Source organism: Streptomyces vinaceus (genome assembly GCF_008704935.1).
GTDB classification, from domain to species: domain Bacteria; phylum Actinomycetota; class Actinomycetes; order Streptomycetales; family Streptomycetaceae; genus Streptomyces; species Streptomyces vinaceus.
In genome coordinates this window covers 6,734,140-6,758,038 of record NZ_CP023692.1, presented here as the reverse complement: position 1 = coordinate 6,758,038, position 23,899 = coordinate 6,734,140, and the positions used below count along the sequence as shown (strand labels likewise).

Below are 23,899 nucleotides of genomic sequence, written 5' to 3'. Positions count from 1 at the left end.
CACATGAACCGTCCTCCGTCGGGCCGCGTGTTCTGACCGCACCAGATGGGCGAGGAAGACGGAGAGGGTGAGATGGCCGGACCACTGTGGCCCCGTACACGGCGGGGCTCGACCGATGAGGCACTGATCAGGTCGGTGTACGAGGAGCACGGCCACGCCCTGCTCGCGTACGCCACCCGGCTGACCGGGGACCGGGCCGCCGCCGAGGACGTCGTCCAGGAGACGCTCATCCGCGCCTGGCGGCATTCCGAGATCCTGGTCAACGGGAAGGGATCGGTGCGCGGCTGGCTGCTGACGGTGGCCCGCAACATCATCACCGACCGCTACCGGGCCAAGGCCGCGCGCCCCGCCGAGGTGTCCGGGGAGGTGGCCGCTCCCCCGGTGGAGCAGGACCACGCGGACTCCATCGTGGACACGATGACCGTCCTGGGGGCCCTCGACCAGCTGTCCCCGGAGCACCGGGACGTGTTGAAGGAGCTGTACTACCGCCAGCTGAGCGTGGCCGAGGCGGCCGACAGCCTCGGCATCCCGGCGGGCACGGTCAAATCACGGGCGCACTACGCGCTCAAGGCACTGCGCGAGGTGTTCCGCCAAGGCGGGACCACGGAGGGCCGAGCGGGCAGACGAATGGGCAGGCCGCCCCGGCAGGGCGCCGGACTGCAGGAGGTGGTGGCATGAACCGGCAGCGGCACGAGGAGGAGGAACTGCTCGGCCCGTACGTTCTCGGCGTCCTGGACGGAGAGGAGCTCCGCTGGGTCGAGGAGCACATCAGCGGCTGCGTGCAATGCCGTGAGGAGGTGAACGCGTTGCGCGAGATGGAAGCGGCGTTGGGCGAGGTGCCTGCGGAGGCCTTCCTCGACGGACCGCCCCAGGGCGGCGATCTGCTGCTCCAGCGCACGCTGCGGCAGGTGCGGAGCGAGGCGGCGGGCGAACGCCGCCGACGATGGGGTGTCGCGGGACTCGCGGCCGCGGCCTCGCTGGCCGCGGTGTTCTGGGCCGGGGCGCAGCTGGGCTCGGCGGACGGCGGGCAGGTGGCCCTGCCGGCGCCGCCCTCACCGTCGGTCTCCGCGCAGCCTTCGCCGCCGCCGGCGGGCACGAAGGTGGCCTCGGCGACCGACGCGCGCACGAACGCGCGGATGACCGTGCAGGTGACGCCCGCGGCCAAGTGGGTGCGGGTGCACGCGGCCGTGGCGGGGATCCCGCCGGGCGAGCGCTGCCTGCTGATCGTGGTCGGGAAGGACGGCAAGCGCACCACCGCCGGCAGCTGGGTCGTCGGCAGTCAGAACGGCGAGGGCAAGGGAGCTTCGCTGGACGGCTCGGCGGCGGTGGACCCGTCCAACGTCAAGGAGGTCGTGGTCGAGAACGAGTCCGGCACGCGGTTCGTCTCGGCGCCCATGCCGGTGTGAGCCGGTGCGCCGCGGCGCACACCTGAGCCCGGGCGGCCGTACGGGGGCCGCCCGGGCCCGGCGTTCCCCGCGCCCGATCCGCTCCCGCACGCCGACCGGCTGCGGCTGCTCTCCACCACCGCCCGCGACCTCGCCCGTACCGGCGAACTGGAAGGCGTACTGGACGAGGCGGCCGGGCGGGGCCGCAACGAGCGGCGTGCTCCGCGTCACCGGTCCCGTCACCATCCGGACCGATCATCACATTGCGCTCCATGACATCCTGTGACGTCACAACTCGCCGGACGGGATCGGCGGACGTCCGGGGAATATGGGGAAGGTCGATGAGGCTCTGCTTCCTGGTGGAGGAGCACTACCGCCACGACGGCATGCCGAACGAGGTGATCCGGCAGCTCACCGCCTGGGGCCACCAGGTGGATGTGGTGCGGCCGGGCGGCTCGCTGCTGCGCATGGACGAGGTGATCGGCTCGGGCGCGCACGACGCGTGGGTGCTCAAGACCGTGTCGGGCGGGCCCGGGCTGACGCTGCTCGAAGCCGCCGCGGCGGCCGGTATGACCACCGTCAACGACGCCCGCTCGATCCGGGGCGTACGGGACAAGGCGCTGGCCGCCGCCATCGGCCGGACCCGGGGGCTCCCGATGCCGCCCACGTACGCCGTGGCCCGGCCGGAACTGCTGCGGGAGATACCGCTGGCGCAGTACCCGCTCGTCGTCAAGCCCGCGGACGGCAGCTCCGGTCGGGCCGTGCACCTGGTGTCCTCGCCCGGGGAGCTCGAAGCGCTGCTCCCGGAGCTGGCGGACGAGCACATGCTCATCGCGCAGCCGTACGTGGCCAACTCGGGCACCGACATCAAGGTGTACGCGGTGGGCGGGGAACTCTTCGCAACCGAACGCTGCTCGCCGCTGCACCCGGATCCCGCGGTGCGGGAGCGGCGGGTTCCGCTGTCGGCGGAGGTGGCCGCGATCGCCGCGCAGGTGGGGGCGGTGTACGGGCTCGACCTGTACGGGGTGGACGTGCTGCTGGGCCCGGACGGTCCGGTGGTGGTGGACGTGAACGACTTCCCCAGCTTCCGTCAGGTCCCGGACGCGGCGGCCCGGGTGGGGCGTGCGGTACTGGGGCTGGCCCGGACGGGCAGTCCGGCGGCGGCCTCCGCCTGCCGCCCGCCGGCGCACGGACTTCCGCTGTCGATCCCGGCGCAGACCTCCCTGGCGCAGGCCTCCCCCGAGCAGGCCTGCGCGGCACCCGCCTCCGCACGGGCCGGCGAGGCCGCGCTGTGAGGATCTGCCTCGTCACCCCGGAGCCCGGCCATCCGCTGCTGGCTGCCGCGAGGGTGTGCCTCGAAGCTGCCGGCCACCGGGTGGAGTCGCTGGATCCGGCTGCGCCGGGCGCGGCCGCGGACGGCCTCGCGGATGTGTACCTGCTGAAGGCGCGGACGCCGCGGGCGCTGGAGCTCGCGCGGGAGCTGGAGCGGCGCGGGGCGCCCGTGCTGAACTCGGCGGCGGCCACCGCGCTCTGCCAGGACCGCACGCGGATGGCGGAGCTGGCCCTGCGCGCCGGGCTGCCGTTCGCCGCCACCCGTACGTACGGCTCGCTCGCGGACTGGGCGGCCGGCGCGCCGTTCGAGGGCCCGCCCCTGGTGGTCAAGAGCCGGCACAGCCGCCGGGCCGACCTGGTGGCCCGGGTCGACGACGCGGAGGGGCTGCGCGAACTCGCGCGGGCCTGGTCCCAGGAGCCGGTCGTGGTCCAGGAGTTCGCGCCGAACAGCGGGTGGGACCACAAGCTGTGGGCCATCGGGGGCCGGGTCTTCGCCGCCCTGCGCCGCTCGGAACTGGCCCCGCAGGGCCGGGGTCCGGCGCGGCCGCTCGCCCTGGCCGAACTGCCGCCCGGCTGGGCGGACCTGGTCCGCCGCACCGGCGAGGCGTTCTCGCTCGACGTGTACGGGGTGGACCTGATCGACACGGGCGACGGCGCCCCGCTCATCGTCGACGTCAACGCCTTCCCCGGCGTCCGGGGCCAGGCCGGCGCCCCCGAGGCCCTGGCGGCGCTGGCCCTGGACCGGGCCGCGGCCGCACGCTGATCCCGCCGTCCGGGGACCGGACAGGCGCAATCCGCGCCGCTGCGCGTGTCGGCGGCCCGGGCCCGCGTCGGGCGCCCCGAGGATCGGCGGATGGGCGTCGTACTGCCGGTCCTCTTCGCGCTGTTCGCGGCGCTCAGCAACGCGCTGGCCACCGTGCTCCAGCGGCGGGCCGCGCTCACCGTGCCGCAGAGCGAGGGCTTCCGCTTCGGCCTGGTCCTCGACCTGCTGCGGCGGCCCGTCTGGGTCGCCGGGATCCTGGCGGTGATCGCCGCCGGGGTGGGGCAGGCCGCGGCGCTCGCCACGGGCGCGCTGGTCCTCGTACAGCCGTTGTTCGTGCTGGAGCTGCCGCTCGCCCTGCTGATCGCCTCGCTCGTGACGCGGCAGCGGCTGCCCGCCGCGCTGTGGCTGGCCGTGGCGGGGGTCGTGGCCGGGCTGGGGGTCGCCATGGCCGCGGCCTCCCCCAGCGGTAACCGGACGCACGTGCCGGCCGACCGCTGGATCCCGGCCCTCGTGGCGTGCGCGGCCGTCGTGGCGCTGCTGGCGGTGGCCGGGCTGCGCCGCCCGCCGGGGCGCGCCCGGGCCGGCTGCCTCGGCGCGGCCACCGCCGTCTGCTACGCCATCACGGCCGCCCTGATGAAGCACTCCGTCTACGTGCTGACCGAGAGCGGCATCGTCGGCTTCCTCACCGCGTGGCAGACGTACGCCTTCGGGGCGACCGGCATCTGCGCCCTTCTGCTCCTCGAACACGCCATGCAGGGCGGGCCGCTGGTCGCCTCGCAGCCCGCGCTGACGCTGGGCGACGCGAGCGTCAGCGTCGCGCTGGGCGTGGTGCTGTACGAGGAGCACCTGCGGTCGGGCTGGTGGGTGCTGCCCCAGCTGCTGGGCGTGGCACTGGTCTGCGTGGGTGTCGTCGCACTCGCGCGGGCCGGTACGGGCGCGCCCTAGAGTGCGGCTCTCCGTACCGGAGTTCCTTCCGGGGCGAACGGGTGGTGGAAGGTGAAGGCGTGCGGCGCGGAGCCGTGGTCGTGGAGGTGTTCCAGCCTGGAGACCCCGTCCTGCCAGGTGGGTATCGCGCCGTCGGGGACCCACCAGAACACATAGTTCGGGTGTCCTGTCCTCTCGAACCAGTCGTAGCGCCTGTTCAGCGCCTCGCGGTGCAGACCGCTGTAGACGGCTTCGAAGGCGGGGCGCAGGTCGGTCCAGAGGGAGAGGGTCGTGGCCAGGGCGGTGGTTTCCACCGTGCGGCCCTTGTCGTACCACGCCGGTACGTCGAACTCGCCCCACGCGCGCCAGTCCGCCTCGAAGAGCACGCCCGGTTCACCGCCCGCCGCTTCGGCGCGCGCGAGGTACCCGGGGTACTGGCTGATCTTCCGGTAGACGGCCTCACCGATGTCGTAGAACTCCCGCGTGAGAGGCGCGGGATCGGCGAGGGGCGACTTCAGGACGCCGAACGTGTACAGCGCAAGACGGGGCATGCGTCTCTCCCTGGTCGGGGGTGCCTGGTGTGGGCGGGCGCGCGGCTCGGCCCGGAGGAACTCCGGTGCGACCGTGGGCGATCGCCGAAGACCAGGTGAAGGTAGCCGCCCCTGCGGCCCCTGTCGAAGTTGCGTTCTACCCGTTCACATGGCCCCGCCGCACGCGACGGGGACCGCTCAGGCCGTGTCCTCCAGGCCCGTGACCGTGCGGACGTGGTGCAGGCTCGGATCGAGCAGGACCGCGTGGAGCCGCTGGAAGAGCTGTCGGGCCGCGACCGCGTTCCAGTCGGGCGGCAGGAGCTCCGTCGGCAGACCCGGGTCGAGGTACGGGAGGCGGCGCCACTGGGTGAGCAGGGGGACGTAGTGGCGGAACGCCTCGGCCGGATCGGGCTCCCCCTCCGCCGCGAGGCGCTCGGCGACGGGGGCGTAGGTGTCGGTGAAGGCCGCGTACTGGGTCTGGATCGCCGGGAAGTCCCACCAGTCGCTGACGGTCTGCGCCAGGTCGCTGAAGGCGGCGTAGTCGGCGGCGAACAGGTGGACGTACTCGCTGAGGCCGAGCCGTACGAGCATCGCCCGGGCGTCGTCGAGCAGCCGCCCGGGCGCCAGCCACACACCCGGCGCGATGTTGCCGAAGCCGAGCCAGGTCAGCCGGGTGCGCAGCTGGTAGCGGTGGGAGCGCTCGGACTCCGGTACGGAGAACACCGCCATGGCCCAGCCGTCGGCCAGGTCGGCGGGTTCGAGGCTGGCGAAGATGCGGCGGTCGCCCTCGTCGAAGACGGGGTGCGCGGCCGGGCTGAGCCGGTATCCGGTGGCGCCCCGGCGCTCCGGTTCGAGGACCCCGCGCTTCTTCAGGCGCGAGATCGCCGACCGCACCGCCGGGCCGTCCACGTCCAGCTCGCCCATCAGCGTGATCAGGTCCGCGATGGAGATCCAGCCGCCGAGGCGGCGCAGGAACGCTCCGTAGACCGTGTTGATCAACGAGCTGGGCCTGAGGGGGCTGTCCGACATGATCGCCTTCCGTAGTGCGCGGTCGCGATCATATCCAGCCCCTCCCCCACGCCTACCGCGGCAGCGGCGTCTGCGCGTACGCCCCCGAGAGCAGGTGGCCCGCGCCCGGGGCCACCGCCGGCAGGCCGAGGGCGCGCATCATCTGGTGGGCGGTGCAGACGGCCGCCGACACCACCGGCTTGCCCAGCAGCTGTTCCGCCTCCTCGATGGCGCCGAGCGAGGGCATCTGCACGCAGGCCGACAGGACGACCGCGTCGGCGTCCGCGTACTCCAGCGCGCGGGCGAGGGCGGGCAGCTTCGCCGGGTCGTGGGCGGCCACGTCGAGGTTGTCCGGGATCTCCAGGGCCTCGTAGTCGAGGACCTCGATGCCCTCGTGGGTGAGGTAGTCCACGACGGTCCGCGTCAGCGGCCGCATGTACGGGGCGAGCAGGGCGATCTTGCGGGCGCCCATGGTGTGCAGTCCGTGGACGAGGGCGCCCGCGCTGGTGACGACGGGTGCGGGGGCGCCGTTCTCGACCGTACGGGTGTGCAGCCGCTGCTCCGACGTGCGGTGGTAGCCCAGGCCCATGCTCATGATCGCGACCAGGCAGGCGTATCCGAGCACGTCGACGCGGGCGTCGGACAGTTCCACCGCGCAGCGGTCGGAGTCGGCGTCCATGGCCTTGAGCTGTTCCGGGGTCACATGCGTCATGCGCATCCGGCTGGAGTGGAAGGTGAACCTCTCGTCGGGCAGGACCTCCTGGCGGGCGCGCAGGATGGCGGGGACCTCGGTCTCCATGGTCACGTTCGAGCTCGGCACGATCTGGCCGATGCGGTAGGTGCGGGGCGGCACGGGTGCTCCTCGGTGCTTGCTGGGCGTGCGGTGATCGGCGGCGTACGGTGATCGGCGGCGTACCGGGATCGGCGGCGTACCGGGATCAGCGGGCGTCGACGACCGGGTTGGCCAGGGTGCCGATGCCCTCGACGGTCGCCTCGACCGTGTCGCCCGGAACCAGGAACTCCGGCGGCACCATGCCGGCCCCGACCCCGGACGGAGACCCCGTCGCGATGACGTCGCCGGGCTCCAGGGTCACGCCGGAGCTGATGTCGGCGATGAGGCGGGCGATCGGGAAGAGCATGTGCCGGGTGTTCGACTTCTGCTTGGTGACCCCGTTGACGCGCAGGGAGAGGTCCAGGGCCATCGGGTCGGGGATCTCGTCCGCCGTGACCACCACCGGGCCGAAGGGGGCGTACGAGTCCTGCCCCTTGGAGAAGAACCACTGGCCGGAGCGGCGCTGGTCGCGGGCGCTGATGTCGTTGACGATGCTGAAACCGAAGATGTGCTCGTACGCCTCCCCCTCGCTCACGCGGAACGCGGTGCGGCCGATGACGACGGCCAGTTCGCACTCCCAGTCGAGCTGCTGCGTGAGGTCGCCGTTGTGCAGGATCGGCGCGCCGGGGCCGGTGACGGCGGTGGCGGGCTTGCTGAACAGGACGGGGCGGGGCGGGAGTTCCTTGTCGGTGTCCAGGCTGCGGCTGGACTCCTCGACGTGTTCGACGTAGTTGAGGCCGACTCCGATGATCTTGCCGGGGCGCAGTGGCGCGGCCGGGGTGACGTCTTCGAGCCGGTGGGCGGCGCCGGCGGGGCGGGCGGCCGGATCGGCCTCGATCAGGCGGCGGGCGGTCTCCTGCGCGGCGGGGCCCGCCTGGATGAACGAGAGGAGGTCGCGCGGGAGGTCGGCCCCGGCGTGGTCGGCGAGGACCCCGAGGTCGAGGACGAGGCCGTCGACGTCGGCGCCGAGGCGGGGGGCGCGATCTCCGGCGCCGGGGGTGGTGAAGGTGAGCAGACGCATGGTGGGTTTCCTCGGGGTCAGGCGGTCGCGGTCGGGACGGCGGCGGCCCCGGTGGCAGCGGCCCCGGTGGCGGCGGCCCCGGTGGCGGCCGGCATCGGCTGGTGGCCGTCGTGGTCCGGGTACGCCTCCTCGCGGTGGAAGCCGAGCGAGCGCATCACCGGGAAGTCGTTGAAGGAGAACAGGCAGGCGTCCTCGGACTGATCGAGGTTGTGGTGCTCGTGCCAGGCCCAGGAGGGGACGCAGAAGATGTCGCCCTGGCGCCACGCGAAGCGCTGTCCGGCGATGACCGAGACCCCGTGCCCCTTGGCCGCCGTGTAGATCACCGAGCCGGTGTGCCGGTGGGCGCGGGTGGCCTGGCCCGGGCGCAGCAGCTGCATGTGGGCGCCCATGGTGGGCATCACGGAGCCGCCGGTGACCGGATTGGTGTACTCGGCGATGATCCCGTCGTACGGAGAGCCCTCGCTCGCCTCGGCCAGGCCGAGCAGGGCCTCGTACGTCGGCTCCCACGGGTAGGCGAGCAGCGGCGAGTAGGGCCGGCTCCAGCGCTCCGAGCCGTACGGGAGCAGGTTCGCGGCGTACTGGAGCACGGAGGAATTGACCACCTTGCCGGGCGTCTGGTGGAGCTCGGGGTGGACCTCGTAGAACCCGGCGTCCAGCGCGTTGACGAGCGGGATGTCGAGGCCGTCCTGCCAGATGACCGGCCCGTCCTCGCCGTCGTTGCCGTGCTCGTGCCAGGTTCCGTTGGGGGTGATCGCGAAGTCGCGCGGGCCTACCTTCAGCTTCTGGCCGTCGACGACGGTCCAGGCGCCGGTGCCCTCGTGGACGAAGCGCAGGGCGGCGGCCTGGTGGCGGTGGGCGGTCATCGCCTCGCCCGGGCCCATGATCTGGAGCCCGGTGTAGAGGAGCCCGGCGGCGGCGCTGACGTCCTTGCGGCCGGGGTTGACGAGCATCACGACCCGGCGGCCCGCGTCGTCGGCCTTGACCATGCCGAGGGCCTTGTGGACGAGGGGCCGCAGCTCCTCGTACCGCCACAGCACGGGGACGGACTTGGGCTGCGGGTACCAGGGCTCGATGTCGTTGGCGACGGTCCACAGGGCGCCGGCGTCCAGGGCTTCGAGCTCGCCGTAGTACGCGGTGAGCTCGGGGGTGTCGGAGACCCGGGCCCGGCCGAGCATGGTGTCGTCCTGCTCGATGGTCATGCGTCCTCCTCAGGCGTGGTGATCTGGGGGCCCGCCGGCGGCGCGGTGAAGGTCACCGGCAGGCGGGGGCGGTTGTCGACTTCGAGGCGGAAGATGTCGAAGCGGTTGTAGTGCCCCGTGATGTCGTGCATCTGCTTGGGCTGGATGCACCGGCCGAGGTCGATCTCGCCGTAGACGATGCCCTCGTCGTCGACGAGCGGTTCGGTGACCGGGCGGCCGTCGGGGCCGAAGATCCCGGACAGGGCGCTGCGGGGCCGCTGGAACAGGGCGCGCAGCTCCTCGTCGTCCCCGGCGAGCAGCTCCACGATCTCCGGGGAGACGGTGGAGCAGGCGACGACGGAGAAGACCTTGCCCTCGAAGCTGTGGGCGGCGGTACGGACGGCGATGGCGTCGGCCATGTCGTAGTCGGCCGGGGCCACGGGCAGGGCGATGTAGCAGGAGGCGTGGACGAGTTCGCCCTGCGCGAGGAGGGTGAACCGGGCCAGCGTGTTGGTGTTCTCGCCGCAGGCGAGGGCGCCGAGCGGGCCCACGGCGGTGGGGTGGACGCGCAGGGAGCTGCCGTCGCCGCCGGTCCAGGTGAGCTTCTCGGCCCAGGTGGGCACCAGTTTGCGGTGCACGCCGAGGAGCGCGCCGTCGGAGCCGATGGTGAGCAGGGTGTTGTAGAGGACTCCGAGGCTGTGCGCGGCGCGCTCGTTGACGCCGATGACGAGGACGACCCCGTACTGGCGGGCCGCCGCGCGCAGGGCGTCGACGTACGGGCCGGGGACGTCGACCGAGGCCCGCTGGAGGCGCTCGAACCAGGGCGAGCCCTGGACCGGGTTCATCGTCCAGTTCCAGTAGGGGTAGCCGGGGACGAACACCTCGGGGAAGACGACGAGTCCGGCTCCGTTCCCGGCCGCCTCGGCGATGAGGGCGACGGCCTTGTCGACGGTGGCGGCGGGGTCGAGGTAGACGGGTGAGGCCTGGACCGCCGCCGCCGTGAAGCGCGGCAGGTGGCTCAGGGGCAGGGGCGGGCGGCCGGGGGCCGGTCCCTTCGGGGGCGCCGTGTCCGGCGGGGTTTCGATCGGGGTTTCGATCGGGGTCTCCATCGGGGTTTCCATCGGGGTCTCCTCAGTGGGACGCCGCTGCGGCGGCCAGGCGCGGCAGCCAGCGCTGGTGCACCGGCGCGGCGGGCTGCCGCAGCAGCTCCAGGCGCGGCGGGACCCGGTCGGTACGGGCGGCGGGCGGTCTGCCGCTGCCCGCCTGCCAGCCGGGGGCCCAGGGCGCGGCGGGTCCGCGGTAGCCCTGGGCGGCCGCGGCGTGCAGGGTCCACAGGGGGTCGTGGAGCTGGGCGCGGCCCACCCCGCAGAGGTCGGCCCGGCCGGCCAGGACGATCGAGTTCACGTCGTCGTACGTGGAGATCGCGCCGACGGCGATGGTGGGCACCCCGGTGGCGTTGCGGATCAGGTCGGCGTACGGGGTCTGGTAGCTGCGGCCGTAGCGGGGCCGCTCGTGGGCGACGACCTCGCCGGTGGAGACGTCGATCCCGTCGGCGCCCGCGTCGGCGAGGGCCCGGGCGATCGCCACGGCGTCGGCCTCGCTCAGTCCTCCCTCGGCCCAGTCGGCCGCGGAGATCCGCACGAGCAGCGCCTTCCCGGCGGGCCACACCTCCCGTACGGCGTGCAGCACTTCGAGCGGGAAGCGCAGCCGCCCGGCGAGGTCGCCGCCGTACCCGTCGGTGCGCAGGTTGGTCAGCGGCGAGAGGAAGCCGGAGAGCAACTGCCCGTGCCCGTACTGGAGTTCCAGTGCGTCGAACCCGGCCCGGTCGGCGCGCCGGGCCGCCCGTACGAAGTCCCGTACGACGAGGTCCAGATCGGCCGCGGTGGCCTCGCGCGGGACGGGGCTGCGCTCGTCCCAGGCCACGGCGGAGGCGGCGACCGGCGGGGCTTCGCCGGGGCCGGCGGCGGCGCGGCGGCCGGCGTGGGTGAGCTGGATGCCGAGGCAGGCGTCGGACTGGCCGTGGACGAAGTCGGTGATCCGCCGCCAGGCGGCCTCCTGCTCGTCGGTGTAGAGCCCCGGGCAGCCGGCGGTGGCCCGGCCCCCGGCGCTGACGGCGGTCATCCCGGCGAGGACCAGGCCGGAGCCGCCGAGGGCCTGGGTGCTGAGGTGGACGAGGTCGAAGTCGCCGGGGACGCCTGCGCGGGCCGTGCCGAGGGCGGTGGGCGGGACCACGACCCGGTTGCGCAGCAGCAGTCCGCCCAGGGGGAAGGGGCGGAACATCGGCGGCACGGGGGCGGTGGAGTTGACTGCGGCCGTGAACTCCTCGTCGCGCACGCGCAGGTTGTCGTAGGTGACGCGGCGGCTGCGGGTCAGCAGGTTGAACGCGAACTGCGGCGGCTCCTGGGCCGTGTAGCGGCCGATGTTCTCGAACCATTCGAGGCTGGCCTGGGCGGCGCGCTGGGTGGACTCCACCACCGGGCGCCGCTCGTCCTCGTACGCGGCGAGCGCGCCCGGCACGTCCGGGTGTTCGTGCAGGCAGGCGGCCAGGGCGAGGGCGTCCTCCATGGCCAGCTTGGTGCCGGAGCCGATGGAGAAGTGGGCCGTGTGGGCGGCGTCGCCGAGCAGGACCACGTTCTCGTGCCGCCAGGTGCGGTTGCGCACGGTGGTGAAGCGCAGCCACTTGGAGTTGTTGGGCAGCAGCCGGTGCCCGTCGAGGTGGGCGGCGAGCAGCTCCTCGCAGCGGCCGATGCTGTCGAGGTCGCTGGTGCCGGGCGGGTGGTCGTGGTCCGCGAACTCCGCGAATCCGGCGCGCCGCCAGGCGGCCTCGTCCATCTCCACGATGAAGGTGGAGCGGGTGGAGTCGTACGGGTAGGCGTGCACCTGGAGGGTGCCGAAGTCCCGCTCCTCCACGAGGAAGGTGAAGGCCTCGAAGACCTTGTCCGTGCCCAGCCACATGTAGCGGCCGGAGCGTTCGTCCAGGTCGGGCCCGAAGGTGTCGGCGTAGGCGGCGCGGGTGGCGGAGCGTACGCCGTCGCAGGCGACGACGAGGTCGTACGAGGCCGCCAGCTCGGAGGCGGGCGGGGACTGCGTGCGGTAGCGGACGTCCACGGCGAGCGCGGCGCAGCGCTCCTGGAGGATCCCCAGCAGCCGGCGGCGGCCGATGGCGGCGAAGCCGTGGCCGCCGGAGGTCAGGGTCCGGCCGCGGTGGGTGACGTCGATGTCGCTCCAGCGGGCGAACTCCGCCGACATGGCCGCGTAGATCTCGGGATCGGCCTGCGCGATGCCGTCGAGGGTCTCGTCGGAGAAGACGACCCCGAAGCCGAACGTGTCGTCGGGGGCGCCCCGCTCCCAGACGGTGACGTCCCAGTGGGGGGAGAGCTGCTTGGCCAGGGCTGCGAAGTACAGCCCGCCGGGCCCTCCTCCGATGACTGCTACGCGCACGGCGTACCTCCTCGTGGTTCCGGAACAACATATGGCGCAGATTTAGCGACCGTCAACAATGCTCTACATCTCTCGTGGGGAGGGTGAGGAGCTCGGGCGCCTGCGGACCCGATTTCGTCAGCACCTCGCGCACGTCGGCGGGCCAGGGAGTGGTCCCGGTCGCGCGGGCGGCGGAGTGGGCGATGACCATCCGCCCGGAGGCGGCCTCCACTCCCTCCTCGCCGTGGACCGTGAACACGTACGTCAGGGAGCTGGAGCCGACCTTGGCGACGCCCAGCTCGATCCGCACGGCCTCGCCGAACCACAGGCGGGCCCGGTAGTCGGCCTCGAAGTGGACGCGGGGCGTGCTGCCGAAGAGGTGCGCGAGGCCCAGGCGGCGCAGCAGTACGGCTTCCGCCGCCTCGACCCAGCGCACGACGGTGGAGTGGTGGTAGTGCCCGGCGGCGTCGGTGTCGGGCCATTCGACGCGGCGTTCGACGACCACGCTGGGGAGGTGCGGGACGAGGGCCTCGGGGCAGCCCGCGGCGCAGCCGGGGTCCTCCCCGGCGGAGGAGCCGGCCCACGCCCGCAGTTCGCCGCGCCGGAGCTTCCCGGTGCCGGTGCGCGGGAGCTGCTCGACGAACTCCACGGCGCGGGGGTACTTGTACGGGGCGATGGCCCCCTTGACGTGGGTCTGGAGCTCCCGGGCCGTCGCCCCGTCCGCCGGGACCCCGGCGGCGAGCACGACGTACGCCTTGACGAGCATGCCGCGCCGCTCGTCGGGGGCGCCGACGACCCCGCACTCCTCGACGTAGGGGTGGGCGGCGAGGGCCTTCTCGACCTCCGGGCCCGCGATGTTGTAGCCGGAGGAGACGATCATGTCGTCACTGCGGGCCACGTACCAGAAGTAGCCGTCCGCATCACGGATGTAGGTGTCGCCGGTGACGTTCCAGCCGTTCCTGACGTACTCCGTCTGGCGCGGATCGGCGAGGTAGCGGCAGCCGGTGGGACCGGTGACCGCCAGCAGGCCGGGCTGCCCGTCGGGGACGGGGTCGCCGTACTGGTCGACCACGGCGGCGCGGAACCCGGGCACGGGCCGGCCCGTGGCGCCCGGCCGGATGTCCTCGTCGGCGGCGGAGATGAAGACGTGCAGCATCTCGGTGGCCCCGATGCCGTCGATGATGCGCAACCCGGTGGCGGCGTGGAACTCCTCCCACACCGCGGCGGGCAGCGCCTCCCCGGCGGACACGCACCGGCGCAGCCCGGACAGCCGGTCCACCGCGCCGGCGGCCAAGATCGCGCGATAGGCGGTCGGGGCCGTGAACAGGACGGTCACGCCGTGCGCGGCGACCAGGTCGGCCAGTTGCTCCGGCGTCGCCTGCTCGATGAGCAGGGTCGCGGCCCCGACGTGCAGGGGGAAGACCACGAGCCCGCCGAGGCCGAAGGTGAAGGCGAGCGGCGGCGTCCCCGTGAAGACGTCGTCGGCGCGGGGCTTGAGCACGTGCCGCGAGAACGTGTCGGCGTTCGCGAGGACGTCCCGGTGGAAGTGCAGGGTCGCCTTGGGCCGTCCGGTCGTACCGGAGGTGAAGGCGATCAGCGCCACGTCGTCCGCGGCGGTGGGAACGGTGGTGAACACCCCGCTCTTGGCCGCGCAGCGGGCGGTCAGGTCCATCACGCCGGGACCGCCGTACGCGAGGACGGGCAGGTCGGCGGGGGCCTGGGCGACCGCCGCGGCGAGCTCGTCCACGTAGCGGTGGTCGCAGAGGGCGACGGCGGGGCGGCTGATCTCGCAGAGCTCGGCGAGTTCGGCGGCGCGCAGCAGCGGCATCGTCGTGACGGCGACCCCGCCCGCCTTGAGCACGCCGAACCAGGCGGCCACGAGCCAGGGGTTGTTGGGGGCGCGCAGCAGGACGCGGTTGCCCGGCACGAGGCCGAAGTCCTCGGTGAGCACCTGGGCGACCTGGTTGGCGCGCCGGCGGAGCTCGCCGTACGTCCAGCGCTCGGTCGGGGTGAGGAGGCACGGGCGGTCGGGGCCCCACCGCTCGACGGCGTCGTCGAGCAGGCGTGCGGCGCAGTTGAGGCGGTCCGGGTAGTCCAACTCGGGAAGGTCGAAGTGGAGTTCGGGCCAGAGGGAGAAGGCCGGCAGCCGGTCTCTGCAGAAGGAGTCGGCATGCGCGGAAGGGGAGAGCTCCATGGGGCGGCACCTCAATCAGGGAGCAGCGGGGGAGACACACGGAAGCTATCTCGATATTTTTGCGCCCGTCAACATTGCTCGATATTTTGATGGACCCGGGGTCGCCGCCGAGCCCACGCCGGACCATCACCGGACCGACTCCGGAGCCCCCTGCGGAAGGGGTCAGGAAGCCGGCAGGAGCACCCGCACCGCGGCGCCGAACTCCCCTGTCACGACGGAGAGCTCGCCGCCGGCCTCATCCACCAGCAGCTGGACGATCAGCAGACCGCGGCCGCTCTCGGCCGCCGGGTCGACCTCCTCGGCGGGATCCGGCAGCCGGGGCAGCCGGACCCCCTGGTCGGCGACCTCCAGCCGCAGCCGCCCCCCGCCGAAGGCCAGTCCGACCCGCATCCGACCACCGGCGGCGGCGTGCTGTACGACGTTGCCCGCGAGCTCGCTCACGGCCAGCAGCAGTACGTCCGTCACCTCGGCGGAGACCGGCCAGCCCGCCAGGACGGCCCGGACGCGGGCCCGCAGGATCGGAACGGCGGCCGGAACGGGCTCCGCCGCCCAGTGGGCGAAGGTGCGGGCGCGGGGCGGAGCCGGGGCGCCGAGGTCCAGGGGACCCGAGGGGGCACCGACGGCCGGGCGGCTCGGGGCGGGGGCGCCCGCGGCGGCCGCTTCGGCGGGGAAGGTGGCGGTGGTGAGCATGACGTGCTCCCGGAGGGGGAAGGCGACGCCGCTGCGAGTATCTCGTGTAACTGCCTGGGAACTCAGCTGCCCCGTGGGCTTGTGGTCAGCGGAAACGCGTCGCTAGAGTCGTGATTACACGTGTAACACGCTAAGCCTCTCCCGGTGCCCGCGCAAGCATTTCGGACAAAACGTTACGAAGCCCGGGCCGCCCGCACCGGACCCGCCGGCCGCCGAGGCCGCACACCGAATTGGGAAGAGCTCAATGACGCAATCTCCCCCGGCCGAGTTCGACACCGCCGACATGACCTGGCCGCCCCCGCCGTACCAGCAGCCCGTCCCGCCCGTGACCGGCGCGGACGGCACACGCCGCTTCGACGGGGTCACGTACGCCACCACCCCCGGCTACCGCCCGCGCCTGCTCGACGTACAGCTCCCGGCGGGCGAGGGCCCGTTCCCGGCGGTCGTCTGGATCCACGGCGGCGGCTGGCTGGACGGCGACCGCCGCTACCCGCCGCCGACCGTGCCCGCCGCGCTGCTGCACGGTGCCGTCCTCGGCGCCGGGCTCGCGCTCGTCTCCATCGACTACCGGCACAGCCTGGAAGCGCCCTTCCCGGCCCAGCTGCACGACGTCAAGGCCGCGATCCGCTACGTGCGGCGGTTCGCGCCCACCCTCGGCATCGACCCGGCCCGGATCGGCGTCTGGGGGGAGTCGGCGGGCGGCCACCTGGCCGCGCTGGCCGGCCTCGTCCGGCCGGGCAGTACGGACGCCGACACGCTCGCGGCGCTGGAGGGGTCCCACGGCGTCGGCTCGGGCGACACCGGCGTCCTGGCCGTCGTCGACTGGTACGGGGTCCACGACCTGCCCGCCCTGGCCGCGCACCCGCTGCCGATGCCGACCGGCGCCGAGTTCCCCAACCCGTACGACGCCCTGCTGGGCGTTCCCGCGGCCGAGCAGGCGGAGCCGGCCCGGGTGGCCAGCCCGGTCACGTACGCGGTCCCCGGCGCGAACCCGCCGCCGTTCCTGCTGGTCCACGGCACCGCGGACGGTCTCGTCCCGTACAGCCAGAGCGAGATCCTGGCCGAGGCGCTGAAGGACGCGGGCGGCGAGGTGACGCTCAAGCCGGTGGCGGACGCCGACCACATCTTCCTCGGCTCCCCCGACGTCCCCGCCATCGTCGCGGAGAGCGTGGCCTTCCTGGCCCGCCACCTGGGCGCGGGGGCCTGATCCCCACCCGATTCCACCGATGTCCCACCGTGGGGGCGCGGCCCGGCCGCGCCCCCACGCGTACGTTCGAAAGGCATTCATGTCCCGGCACACGCTTGCCCCGGCCGCCTCCGCCGCGGCCCCACAGGAGGCGGCGGAGCGACGCCGCGGTCCCGGTGTCCTGCTCCTGGCCGTGCTGCTGCTCGGCGCGGCCGCGGCCCTGGCCCTGACCGTCCGCGCGGACGTCGTGGACCCGCCCTTCCAGGGAGCGGACGAGCGGTGGCTGGCCTGGATGGGAGGGCCGCACGAGGGGTTCCCCGCAGCCGTAGCGGCCCCGCTGAACTGGTTCGGCGGCCCGCTGGGCGTCGTCGTACCGCTCGCGCTGCTGGTCTTCCTGCTCGTCCGAAGACGCTGGGCCTCGGCGGCCTTCCTGTTCGGGGTCTACCTGGTGGGCAGTACGGCCGTGGTGCAGGGGCTCAAGCACCTGGTGGACCGCCCGCGCCCGGCGGACCCGATGGTCCGGGTCGACCACGGCTCGTTCCCGTCGGGCCACGCGGCGGGGGCGGCCCTGCTCGTCGTCCTGGTCGGGGTACTGCTGGTCCCGGCCGCGCGGAGGCGGGCCTGGTGGATCGGGGGCGCGGTGTTCACGCTGGCCATGATGTGGAGCCGTACCTGGCTGCACGCCCATTGGCTCAGCGACACCGTGGCGGGCGCGGCGGCCGGTGCCGGCGCCGCGCTCCTGGCCTGGTGGGCCTTCTCCCCCGCGCTCGCCCGCGAACGCGACCGCCCGGCCCACTCGGACCGCCCGGCCCGTCGGTCCTAGGGGGTGTGTTGTCGATCGGGCCGGATGAGGGAGCGGGGTCCGGTGACGCGGCGAGGCGCGGTGCCGGGCGCCGCGAGCCCGGCCCGGCCCGGCCCGGCCGACAAGACACCCTCTACTCCGCGCTCTCGGCGCGGCCCTCTCCGGCCATGAACCGCCAGACCAGGGCGTGTCCCAGGACGATCAGTCCGATCAGCAGCAGGGCTTCGGCCTGGATGGGGCGCAGGCCGATGTGGCCGGCGAGTTCGGGACGGGCACCGACGACGGCGATCAGGACGTAGAACAGTGCGGCGCCGGCCTGCTGCCGGGTGACGAAGCGGTCTCCCCGGGAGCGGGCCAGCAGCCGCAGGGTGCACGCGCAGCCGACCAAGGAGAGCGCGACGAACGCCGCCCGCCAGATCTGCGGCTGCTCGGTACCGCCGATCTGGGCGAAGAGACCCATCAGGGCGGGCAGCAGGAAGGAGAGGTAGATCCCGCCGACGACGCGCCGCAGCGCGGGGTCGCTCATCCAGGCCGCATGGCTCTGGACGACGTTCCACCACAGGCCGACCAAGGTGAAGCAGGTGGCGGAGAAGAGGGCGTAGAAAGCACTGACATCCATGGACCACGAGGGTGGCAGCGGGCCCGGGCCCGGCGGGCGCCACACGCCCTGCCCCGGCCCCGGCCGCGCCGGGACGGCCTACGCACCCTCCCTCGAAGCGTCCCCGTCGGCGTGCCGCGGGTCGGGGCCGGCGGCGCGCCACGGGTCGGAGCCGGCGCCGTGCCCCGGGGCGTGTCCGGCGCCGTGCCCCGGGGCGTGTCCGGCGCCGTGCCACGGGTCGGAGCCGGCGCCGTGCCACGAGTCGGGGCCGGCGCCGTGCCGCGAGTCGGGGCCGGCGCCGTGCCGCGAGTCGGGCCGGCGCCGTGCGACGAGTCGGGGACGGCGGCGCGCCACGGGTCCGGCGCCGGGACGCGTGTGGGCGCGCAGTGGGGACGGGGCGCGGCGCCGGCGGGCCGGCCGAGGCCTCAGGAGGTGGCGCGGTGGATGAGCAGGGCCTCCACGGCGGGGAGCGGGGGCGTCGTCCCCGTCTCGATCAGCTCGTGGAGGGATGCGGCCACGCGCGCCGGGGAGGGCAGGTCCAGGCGGACCGTGGTGAGGGGCGGCTCCTGGAGGGCGGAGAGGACCAGGTCGTCGGAGCCGACGATCGCGACCTCGTCCGGCACCGCGACGCCTTCGGCCCGGAGCGCGTGCAGCAGCAGCGCCGCGTACTCGTCGTTGTACGCGAAGACGGCGTCCAGGCCCAGGCTCGGCCAGCGCCGGGCGAGGGAGGTCGCGGACTCCCTGGTGTACGCGAGCTCCACCGGGGCCACCGTCGCCATGTGCCGGGCCGCGACTGACTCGGCCCCGGCCAGACGCGGGAGGGCGAGGGTGCCGAGGCCGCGTTCCTGGGGCAGGACCACGCCGATGCGCTTGCGGCCCCGGGAGATGAGGTGCTCGGCGGCGGCGGCGCCGATGTCCGCGTGGTCGAAGCCGATGGTGTGGACGCCTGGCACCGGACGGGCGGCGAACGCGAGCAGGCCGCGCACCCCGGCGCGGCCCAGCAGGTCGGCGGCCTGGGCGGTGAAGCGGTCCCCGTCGAGGGCGATGACGGCGGCCGGGCGCAGCTCGGCCCAGGCGCGGGCGGCGTCGAGGGGGTCGGCGAAGCGGCCCGCGTGCAGGACGGCCGTGTAGCCGTGCCGGTCGAGCTCGCTGTGCAGGTCGTCGACCCAGTCGCTGACGAGCCGGCCGATCGCGGAGATCGAGGCGGGCATCAGGACGAGGTTGCTGCGCCCGGCGCGCAGGGACCGGGCCGCGGCGTGCGGTACGTAGCCGAGCTGCCGGGCCGCGTCGAGCACCCGGGTGCGGGTGCTCTCGCTCACCCGGTGGCCGGGGGTGTCGTTGAGTACGAAGGAGACGGTGGCGCGTGACACCCCGGCCAGCCTGGCCACGTCCGCACTGGTGATCGACACGGGCGGCACGGGACTGCTCGCCACCCTGGTCCTGGGCTCCCTGGGCATGGTCCTCGGTGCTCCTCGGGTAGACCGTCACCGCCTTTCTCCCCAGGTTACACGAGTCAGATCATTCGGCCCGGCGGCCATCACGCAGGCGGCCTTCACCCAGGCGGCCATCGCGCAGGCGGCCTTCGTGCAGGCGGCGCGAGGCCCCGGCGAGGTCGTCGAGGGCGGTGACGGCCGCGTCGAAGCGCATCGTGGTCCGCGTCCGGGCCTCGTACGGGGGCCACTGCGGCATGCCGGGGTGGTTCGGGTCGCCGGTGCGGACGAACGCGATCCACGCCCGGTGCATGGTGCGGGCGAGGCCGTCGCGTACGGCGGGATTGAGCCCGTCGAGGAAGGGTGCGGGCGACCACTGCTCGAAGTTGTCGAAGACGAAGGGGAGTTCGAGGCAGTGCGCGGCGCCGAGCCGACCGTCGTACGCGGCGGCCTGGAGGTCGAACTGGAAGGCCCAGACGGGGTGTTCCGAGTCGGCGCGGGCCTCGGCCAGCCCGACGGAGGGAACACGGAAGAGCTCGTCGGTGATCAGGTCCATGAGGACGTCGGCCGGGCGGGCGCCGGGGCGGGCCGCCTCGTACGCGGCGTAGACCCCGGGGGCGGCCTCGGCCCCGAAGGTGTGCGCGATCCGGTCGGTCACCTGCTCCCGGGTGGCGCCCGCGTACCCCTCGTCGAGGGCGAAGCCGAAGTTGGCCTCCTCCCGGGTCCAGCCGATCATGACGTCCACGCCGGCCGCGGAGCCGTGCAGCAGGGCCTCCACCGGGTGGCGCGCGAGGGTGACCCCGTCGACGACGGGCAGGAACGGCGTCGGCCAGTAGCCCCAGCGCGCCGTACGGGCGAACAGCCCGCCCGTCGCGCCGATCAGGGCCGGCCAGGGCAGGTCGCGCAGCTCTTGCGCGGTCCTGGCGCCGGCCAGCTCCCGGAAGACGGCGGTGCGCTCGCGGTAGGTGTCGGGGTCGGGCAGGTCCAGCCCGAAGGGCGGGCTCTGCAGGATCACCCGGCGGATCAGCCCCTCGGCCTGCGGGTGTCCGGCGAGCGCGGCGGTCGAGACGGCGCCGCCGGACTGGCCGGCGACGGTGATGTTCCCGGGGTCGCCGCCGAAGGAGGCGATGTTGTCCCGCACCCAGTGCAGGGCGGCGAGCTGGTCGGAGAGCCAGGGGTTGGCCGCCTCGTCGTCCTCGTCGGGTGAGAAGTAACCGAGCGGTCCGATGCGGTAGTTGACGGCGACGAAGACCAGGTCTCCGTCGCGCGCGAAGCTCGCGCCGCCGTAGCCGGGCAGCGAGCCCGACCCGGAGACGAAGCCCCCGCCGTGGATCCACACCAGCACCGGGCGCCCGGCGCCGTCGGCCGCGGGGGTCCAGACGTTGAGGGTGAGGCAGTCCTCGTCGAAGGGGGGTGATCCGTGGCCGCCGAGGACCGGGTCGCCGCCTTCCCGGTACATCTGCGGGGCGCTGGGGCCGTCGGCGCCCGCCTCGCGCGTACCGCTCCAGCCGGGATGCGGCCGCGCGGGCCGCCAGCGCAGGTCACCGACCGGGGGTGCGGCGTACGGGACGGCGCGGAAGACGCAGAGCCCGTCTTCGACGGCCCCGCGCAGTCGCCCCGCGGGGAGGTCGACCACGGGCGGCGGGGTGCGGTGCTCGGTGTGTGCCATGGGGCCCTTCCTTCGTCGTTCCGGGGGTCGGCGGGTGCGGTGGGCGCACGCCGGCCCCGGTCACGAGAGTATGGCGAATATTGGACGACCGTCAATGATTCTCGATATGTACGAGGTCCCGCACGCTCAGCGCCACAGACTGTCGGCCGCCATCCGCTCGGCCTCGACCCTCAGCAGCGGTTCGAACGCCCTCCACAGCAGCATGCAGCTGCCGGCCGCGGCCAGCGCCCCGGCCACGGTGTCGCTGAGCCACTGGGCGTGCAGCCAGGTCCGGCTGCCCATCATGGCGAGGGCGTACAGCGCACCCAGGAGCCACCACCAGCGTCGGGCGCGCGGGGGGAAGACGAGCACGGCGGTCACCATCACCAGCGCCACGGCGTTGAACACCTGGCCGGAGGGGAACGAGCCGTCGTTGACCAGGACCCACGGGTGCGGCGGGCGGGGGCGGTCGACGAGCTGCTTGAGCGGGAGCACCACGCACACGTTCGCCACGACGGCGGCGGCGAGCGCGAACAGCCCCGACCGCCAGCGCCCGTAGACGCAGAGGCAGCCGATCAGGCCGAGCGGCAGGACCGTACCGAACGGGCCGCCGAGCCGGTCGAGGACCATGGCGAAGCCGGTGAGGGCGTCGCCGGGCGAGCCGCTCACGGACGCGGCCCAGCCGTCGTCCAGCCCCTGGAAGAAGGGGCGTTCGCCGACCGAGACCGTGAGGCCGATCAGCAGCGAGCCCAGGAGGAGGGCGACGCCGACGGCGACCGCATGGCGGGGCGGAGCCGCCGGGAGGGGGTGCCGGGGAGCGGGGATCAGGGAGCGGGACGCGCGGTGCGCGGGCGGGGGGCCGTACGGGGGACGCGGCATGACGGGCCTTTCAACGGTGACCTCCCGGAGCGGTGGGGGCACGCGGGGAGCAGGCAGACGCGGGCGGGAAGGGCTTCACGGGTGCGGGGACACGGGCCGGGGCCGAACGGGAACGCCGGCCTCGGACGCCCGGACCGAACGGGAACGCCGGCCTCGGAAGACGGAGCCCGGACCGGAGGGGAACACCGGCCACGGACGCAAGAGCCCGGACCGGAGGGGGACACCGGCCACGGACGCAAGAGCCCGGACCGGTCGCGGACGCGAGGGCCGAGGCCGGTCGGGGACACCGGTCGCGGGCGACGGATCCGGAGCCGGTCGGGCACGTCGGCCGCGGGCCCTTCGCCGAGCGGCGGCGGCGGGAGTCGTCGCGGTGCGGCACGGAGTATTGCGGATGCGTGACCGCCGCCACAAGTGCAAGAGGGATTCCGGACACATCAGCCCAGCTCAGTGGCCGCGCAATGGTGGTTACACGTACTCGCAAGGCCTATCGAACCTCGATCACGATCCGCACACCGCTCGCCCGCAACCTCTAGCGAGCCCCTGGATTGGGTGCTACACAGTGTCCAAGCGCCGAAGGTGACACGTGTAACAACATCACGTGAATCTCCATCGCCTGCCGGGCGACCCCTGGCCCCGTCACACCCGCCGAAGCCGCAGGTTGCGCCCCTTCCCCCCGCGCCGCACCTCCGCACCCCCCTTCTCGCTCCGTCCCCCGAGGAGTCGTCATGGCCCAGAACGAAACCATCGACCCGCCCGCCCAGGCGGATCCGGAACCTCCCCGCCAGCGCGCGCTCCTGCCCCTGCTGCTGGTCGCCAACTCCGCTCTCCTCGCGGTCTACATGGGCGTCGGATCGATCCTGCTGCCCACCCAGATCGCGGAGATCGACCCCGAGAACAAGGTCGCCGTACTCGGTGTGATCGGCGGGATCAGCGCGGTCTTCGCGACCGCCTTCAACCCGATCGCCGGAGCCCTCTCCGACCGCAGCGGCCGCCGCAACCCCTGGATCCTCGGCGGTGCCCTCGCCTCGCTCGCCGCACTCGCCTTCCTCGGGTACGCGACCACCGCCCTGGTCGTCGGCATCGGCTGGTGCCTCGTCCAGGCGACCATGAACGTCTACCAGGCCGCGGTCACCGCGATCGTCCCCGACCGGGTCCCCGTCGCCCGGCGCGGCACCGCGTCCGCGCTGGTCGGACTGGGCCTGCCGATCGGCGGCACGGTCGGGGTGCTGATCGCCTCCTCGACCGCGGAGCACCTCACCACCGGGTACTTGGTGTTCGGTGCGATCGTCGCCGGCTCGGCGCTGCTGCTCACCACCCTGTGCCGGGACGTCCCGCGCACCGGACCGGCCCCGGCCCCCGTCTCGAAGAGGGCCCAACTCGCAGCCTTCCTCTCGGCATTGGCCAACCACGACTTCCGGTGGGCGTTCATCGGACGGGCCCTGATGGTCCTCGGCTACTTCTCCGTCGTCGGGTACCAGCTGTACATCCTGGACGACCACATCAGCCTGCCCGACGGGCTGACCCCGCCCGCCGCGATGGCGGTGCTGACCCCCGTGTCGATGATCGCGATGGCCCTCTCCACCGTGGTCGGCGGGATGCTCTCCGACCGGTGGGACCGGCGCAAGGTGTTCGTCGGAGTCTCGGCCGCGCTCGCCGGGCTCGTCATGGTGGTCCCCGTGATCAGCCCCACCTGGACCGGCATGCTCGTCTTCAGCGCGCTCAACGGGCTCGCGTTCGGCTGCTTCATGGCCGTCGACACCGCGCTGGTCACGCTGGTCCTGCCGCGGGCCGAGGACGCCGCCCGCGACATGGGCGTCCTCAACATCGCGAACGCCGGACCGCAGATCATCGCGCCCTTCGTGGCCTCGGCCGTCGTGACCGCCCTCGGCGGGTACACCCCGCTCTTCCTCGTCGGCGGAGCCCTCTCCCTGATCGGCGCGCTCGCCATCCTCCCCATCCGCAGCGTGCGCTGACCACACGCCGGTCCCCCGCCCGGTCCCCCGCCCGAAGTGCCGCCGCCCACCGCATCCGGCGCCGCTCCGGCCCACGAGTTCCGGCGGGCGCATGCCGAGGGTCGTG

At 73.9% G+C, this 23,899-nt stretch carries 20 protein-coding genes and 2 pseudogenes; 8 read left to right on the top strand and 14 right to left on the bottom strand.

Features of this window, described 5'->3' with window-relative positions:
- Positions 1-72 precede the first annotated feature (72 nt).
- The 5 genes from CP980_RS30460 (at position 73) to CP980_RS30440 (ending at position 4,425) form a co-directional block, all read left to right on the top strand.
- Entirely contained in the window at positions 73-678 is a 606-nt protein-coding gene (locus tag CP980_RS30460) for a sigma-70 family RNA polymerase sigma factor (protein WP_099894280.1), read from the top strand.
- A complete protein-coding gene (locus CP980_RS30455) occupies positions 675-1,406 on the top strand; it encodes a zf-HC2 domain-containing protein (RefSeq protein ID WP_150529565.1) in 732 nt (243 codons plus the stop codon). The genes CP980_RS30460 and CP980_RS30455 overlap by 4 nt, the downstream gene beginning before the upstream one ends.
- A gap of 320 nt (positions 1,407-1,726) precedes the next feature.
- The gene (locus tag CP980_RS30450) at positions 1,727-2,680 is read left to right on the top strand and encodes an ATP-grasp domain-containing protein (RefSeq protein WP_132759903.1); all 954 of its coding nucleotides are present in this window, start codon (positions 1,727-1,729) and stop codon (positions 2,678-2,680) included.
- Complete coding sequence (locus tag CP980_RS30445; RefSeq protein WP_150529564.1) at positions 2,677-3,480, top strand: ATP-grasp domain-containing protein; 804 nt, start codon at positions 2,677-2,679, stop codon at positions 3,478-3,480. The genes CP980_RS30450 and CP980_RS30445 overlap by 4 nt, the downstream gene beginning before the upstream one ends.
- Positions 3,481-3,570: 90 nt before the next feature.
- Positions 3,571-4,425, top strand: a complete 855-nt coding sequence (locus CP980_RS30440) for a DMT family transporter (protein ID WP_132759901.1) — start codon at positions 3,571-3,573, stop codon at positions 4,423-4,425.
- On the opposite strand, the gene CP980_RS30435 is transcribed toward CP980_RS30440, so the two are convergent.
- The 10 genes and pseudogenes from CP980_RS30435 to CP980_RS30395 all read right to left on the bottom strand — a co-directional run bounded on the left by CP980_RS30435 (position 4,422) and on the right by CP980_RS30395 (position 15,277).
- Positions 4,422-4,955, bottom strand: a complete 534-nt coding sequence (locus CP980_RS30435) for a DUF3291 domain-containing protein (protein ID WP_132759900.1) — start codon at positions 4,953-4,955, stop codon at positions 4,422-4,424. The genes CP980_RS30440 and CP980_RS30435 overlap by 4 nt on opposite strands.
- A gap of 177 nt (positions 4,956-5,132) precedes the next feature.
- On the bottom strand, positions 5,133-5,963 hold the full coding sequence (locus tag CP980_RS30430; protein ID WP_132759899.1) for a PaaX family transcriptional regulator: 831 nt from the start codon (positions 5,961-5,963) through the stop codon (positions 5,133-5,135).
- 52 nt (positions 5,964-6,015) lie between these two features.
- On the bottom strand, positions 6,016-6,741 hold the full coding sequence (locus CP980_RS30425; RefSeq protein ID WP_123517273.1) for a maleate cis-trans isomerase family protein: 726 nt from the start codon (positions 6,739-6,741) through the stop codon (positions 6,016-6,018).
- A 139-nt stretch (positions 6,742-6,880) separates the two neighbouring features.
- Positions 6,881-7,795, bottom strand: coding sequence for a fumarylacetoacetate hydrolase family protein (locus CP980_RS30420; RefSeq protein WP_150529563.1), 915 nt, complete (start codon positions 7,793-7,795; stop codon positions 6,881-6,883).
- A 17-nt stretch (positions 7,796-7,812) separates the two neighbouring features.
- Positions 7,813-8,994 carry a cupin domain-containing protein gene (locus CP980_RS30415; RefSeq protein ID WP_189998528.1) on the bottom strand — a complete coding sequence of 394 codons (1,182 nt, stop codon included), beginning with the start codon at positions 8,992-8,994 and terminating at the stop codon, positions 7,813-7,815.
- A complete protein-coding gene (locus CP980_RS30410; RefSeq protein ID WP_229906996.1) occupies positions 8,991-10,094 on the bottom strand; it encodes a carbon-nitrogen hydrolase family protein in 1,104 nt (367 codons plus the stop codon). Before CP980_RS30410 ends, CP980_RS30415 begins: the two co-directional genes overlap by 4 nt.
- Before the next feature lie 10 nt (positions 10,095-10,104).
- The gene (locus CP980_RS30405; protein ID WP_150529562.1) at positions 10,105-12,414 is read right to left on the bottom strand and encodes an oxidoreductase; all 2,310 of its coding nucleotides are present in this window, start codon (positions 12,412-12,414) and stop codon (positions 10,105-10,107) included.
- A 52-nt stretch (positions 12,415-12,466) separates the two neighbouring features.
- Positions 12,467-12,868 (bottom strand): annotated as a pseudogene (locus tag CP980_RS36025) (acyl-CoA thioesterase); the annotation flags it as partial.
- Positions 12,869-12,943: 75 nt separating this feature from the next.
- A pseudogene (locus CP980_RS30400) lies at positions 12,944-14,587 on the bottom strand (benzoate-CoA ligase family protein); the annotation flags it as partial.
- A gap of 162 nt (positions 14,588-14,749) precedes the next feature.
- On the bottom strand, positions 14,750-15,277 hold the full coding sequence (locus CP980_RS30395; protein WP_150529561.1) for an ATP-binding protein: 528 nt from the start codon (positions 15,275-15,277) through the stop codon (positions 14,750-14,752).
- A 244-nt stretch (positions 15,278-15,521) separates the two neighbouring features.
- On the opposite strand from CP980_RS30395, the gene CP980_RS30390 reads away from it, so the two are divergent.
- Positions 15,522-16,484: an alpha/beta hydrolase gene (locus tag CP980_RS30390; RefSeq protein WP_150529560.1), complete on the top strand. Its 963-nt coding sequence runs from the start codon at positions 15,522-15,524 to the stop codon at positions 16,482-16,484.
- 79 nt (positions 16,485-16,563) lie between these two features.
- A complete protein-coding gene (locus CP980_RS30385) occupies positions 16,564-17,286 on the top strand; it encodes a phosphatase PAP2 family protein (protein ID WP_150529559.1) in 723 nt (240 codons plus the stop codon).
- A gap of 112 nt (positions 17,287-17,398) precedes the next feature.
- Here the strand turns inward: CP980_RS30385 and CP980_RS30380 are convergent, their stop codons facing one another.
- From CP980_RS30380 to CP980_RS30365, 4 genes are all read right to left on the bottom strand, one after another.
- On the bottom strand, positions 17,399-17,884 hold the full coding sequence (locus CP980_RS30380; RefSeq protein WP_150529558.1) for a hypothetical protein: 486 nt from the start codon (positions 17,882-17,884) through the stop codon (positions 17,399-17,401).
- 404 nt (positions 17,885-18,288) lie between these two features.
- Entirely contained in the window at positions 18,289-19,272 is a 984-nt protein-coding gene (locus CP980_RS30375) for a LacI family DNA-binding transcriptional regulator (protein WP_229906995.1), read from the bottom strand.
- A gap of 109 nt (positions 19,273-19,381) precedes the next feature.
- Positions 19,382-20,962 (bottom strand): carboxylesterase/lipase family protein, encoded by a 1,581-nt coding sequence (locus CP980_RS30370; protein ID WP_150529556.1) that lies wholly within the window; start codon positions 20,960-20,962, stop codon positions 19,382-19,384.
- A 126-nt stretch (positions 20,963-21,088) separates the two neighbouring features.
- Entirely contained in the window at positions 21,089-21,820 is a 732-nt protein-coding gene (locus tag CP980_RS30365) for a phosphatase PAP2 family protein (protein ID WP_150529555.1), read from the bottom strand.
- A 725-nt stretch (positions 21,821-22,545) separates the two neighbouring features.
- On the opposite strand from CP980_RS30365, the gene CP980_RS30360 reads away from it, so the two are divergent.
- Positions 22,546-23,793 (top strand): MFS transporter, encoded by a 1,248-nt coding sequence (locus tag CP980_RS30360; protein ID WP_150529554.1) that lies wholly within the window; start codon positions 22,546-22,548, stop codon positions 23,791-23,793.
- The last annotated feature ends 106 nt before the right edge of the window (positions 23,794-23,899 follow it).

Bases quoted from the DNA above. Each gene is read 5' to 3' on its own strand.
- CP980_RS30460 (WP_099894280.1), top strand. From the start codon at position 73: ATGGCCGGACCACTGTGGCCCCGTACACGGCGGGGCTCGACCGATGAG.
- CP980_RS30455 (WP_150529565.1), top strand. From the start codon at position 675: ATGAACCGGCAGCGGCACGAGGAGGAGGAACTGCTCGGCCCGTACGTT.
- CP980_RS30450 (WP_132759903.1), top strand. From the start codon at position 1,727: ATGAGGCTCTGCTTCCTGGTGGAGGAGCACTACCGCCACGACGGCATG.
- CP980_RS30440 (WP_132759901.1), top strand. From the start codon at position 3,571: ATGGGCGTCGTACTGCCGGTCCTCTTCGCGCTGTTCGCGGCGCTCAGC.
- CP980_RS30435 (WP_132759900.1), bottom strand. From the start codon at position 4,955: ATGCCCCGTCTTGCGCTGTACACGTTCGGCGTCCTGAAGTCGCCCCTC.
- CP980_RS30430 (WP_132759899.1), bottom strand. From the start codon at position 5,963: ATGTCGGACAGCCCCCTCAGGCCCAGCTCGTTGATCAACACGGTCTAC.
- CP980_RS30425 (WP_123517273.1), bottom strand. From the start codon at position 6,741: ATGGAGACCGAGGTCCCCGCCATCCTGCGCGCCCGCCAGGAGGTCCTG.
- CP980_RS30420 (WP_150529563.1), bottom strand. From the start codon at position 7,795: ATGCGTCTGCTCACCTTCACCACCCCCGGCGCCGGAGATCGCGCCCCC.
- CP980_RS30415 (WP_189998528.1), bottom strand. From the start codon at position 8,994: ATGACCATCGAGCAGGACGACACCATGCTCGGCCGGGCCCGGGTCTCC.
- CP980_RS30410 (WP_229906996.1), bottom strand. From the start codon at position 10,094: ATGGAAACCCCGATGGAGACCCCGATCGAAACCCCGATCGAAACCCCG.
- CP980_RS30395 (WP_150529561.1), bottom strand. From the start codon at position 15,277: ATGCTCACCACCGCCACCTTCCCCGCCGAAGCGGCCGCCGCGGGCGCC.
- CP980_RS30390 (WP_150529560.1), top strand. From the start codon at position 15,522: ATGACGCAATCTCCCCCGGCCGAGTTCGACACCGCCGACATGACCTGG.
- CP980_RS30385 (WP_150529559.1), top strand. From the start codon at position 16,564: ATGTCCCGGCACACGCTTGCCCCGGCCGCCTCCGCCGCGGCCCCACAG.
- CP980_RS30380 (WP_150529558.1), bottom strand. From the start codon at position 17,884: ATGGATGTCAGTGCTTTCTACGCCCTCTTCTCCGCCACCTGCTTCACC.
- CP980_RS30370 (WP_150529556.1), bottom strand. From the start codon at position 20,962: ATGGCACACACCGAGCACCGCACCCCGCCGCCCGTGGTCGACCTCCCC.
- CP980_RS30365 (WP_150529555.1), bottom strand. From the start codon at position 21,820: ATGCCGCGTCCCCCGTACGGCCCCCCGCCCGCGCACCGCGCGTCCCGC.
- CP980_RS30360 (WP_150529554.1), top strand. From the start codon at position 22,546: ATGGCCCAGAACGAAACCATCGACCCGCCCGCCCAGGCGGATCCGGAA.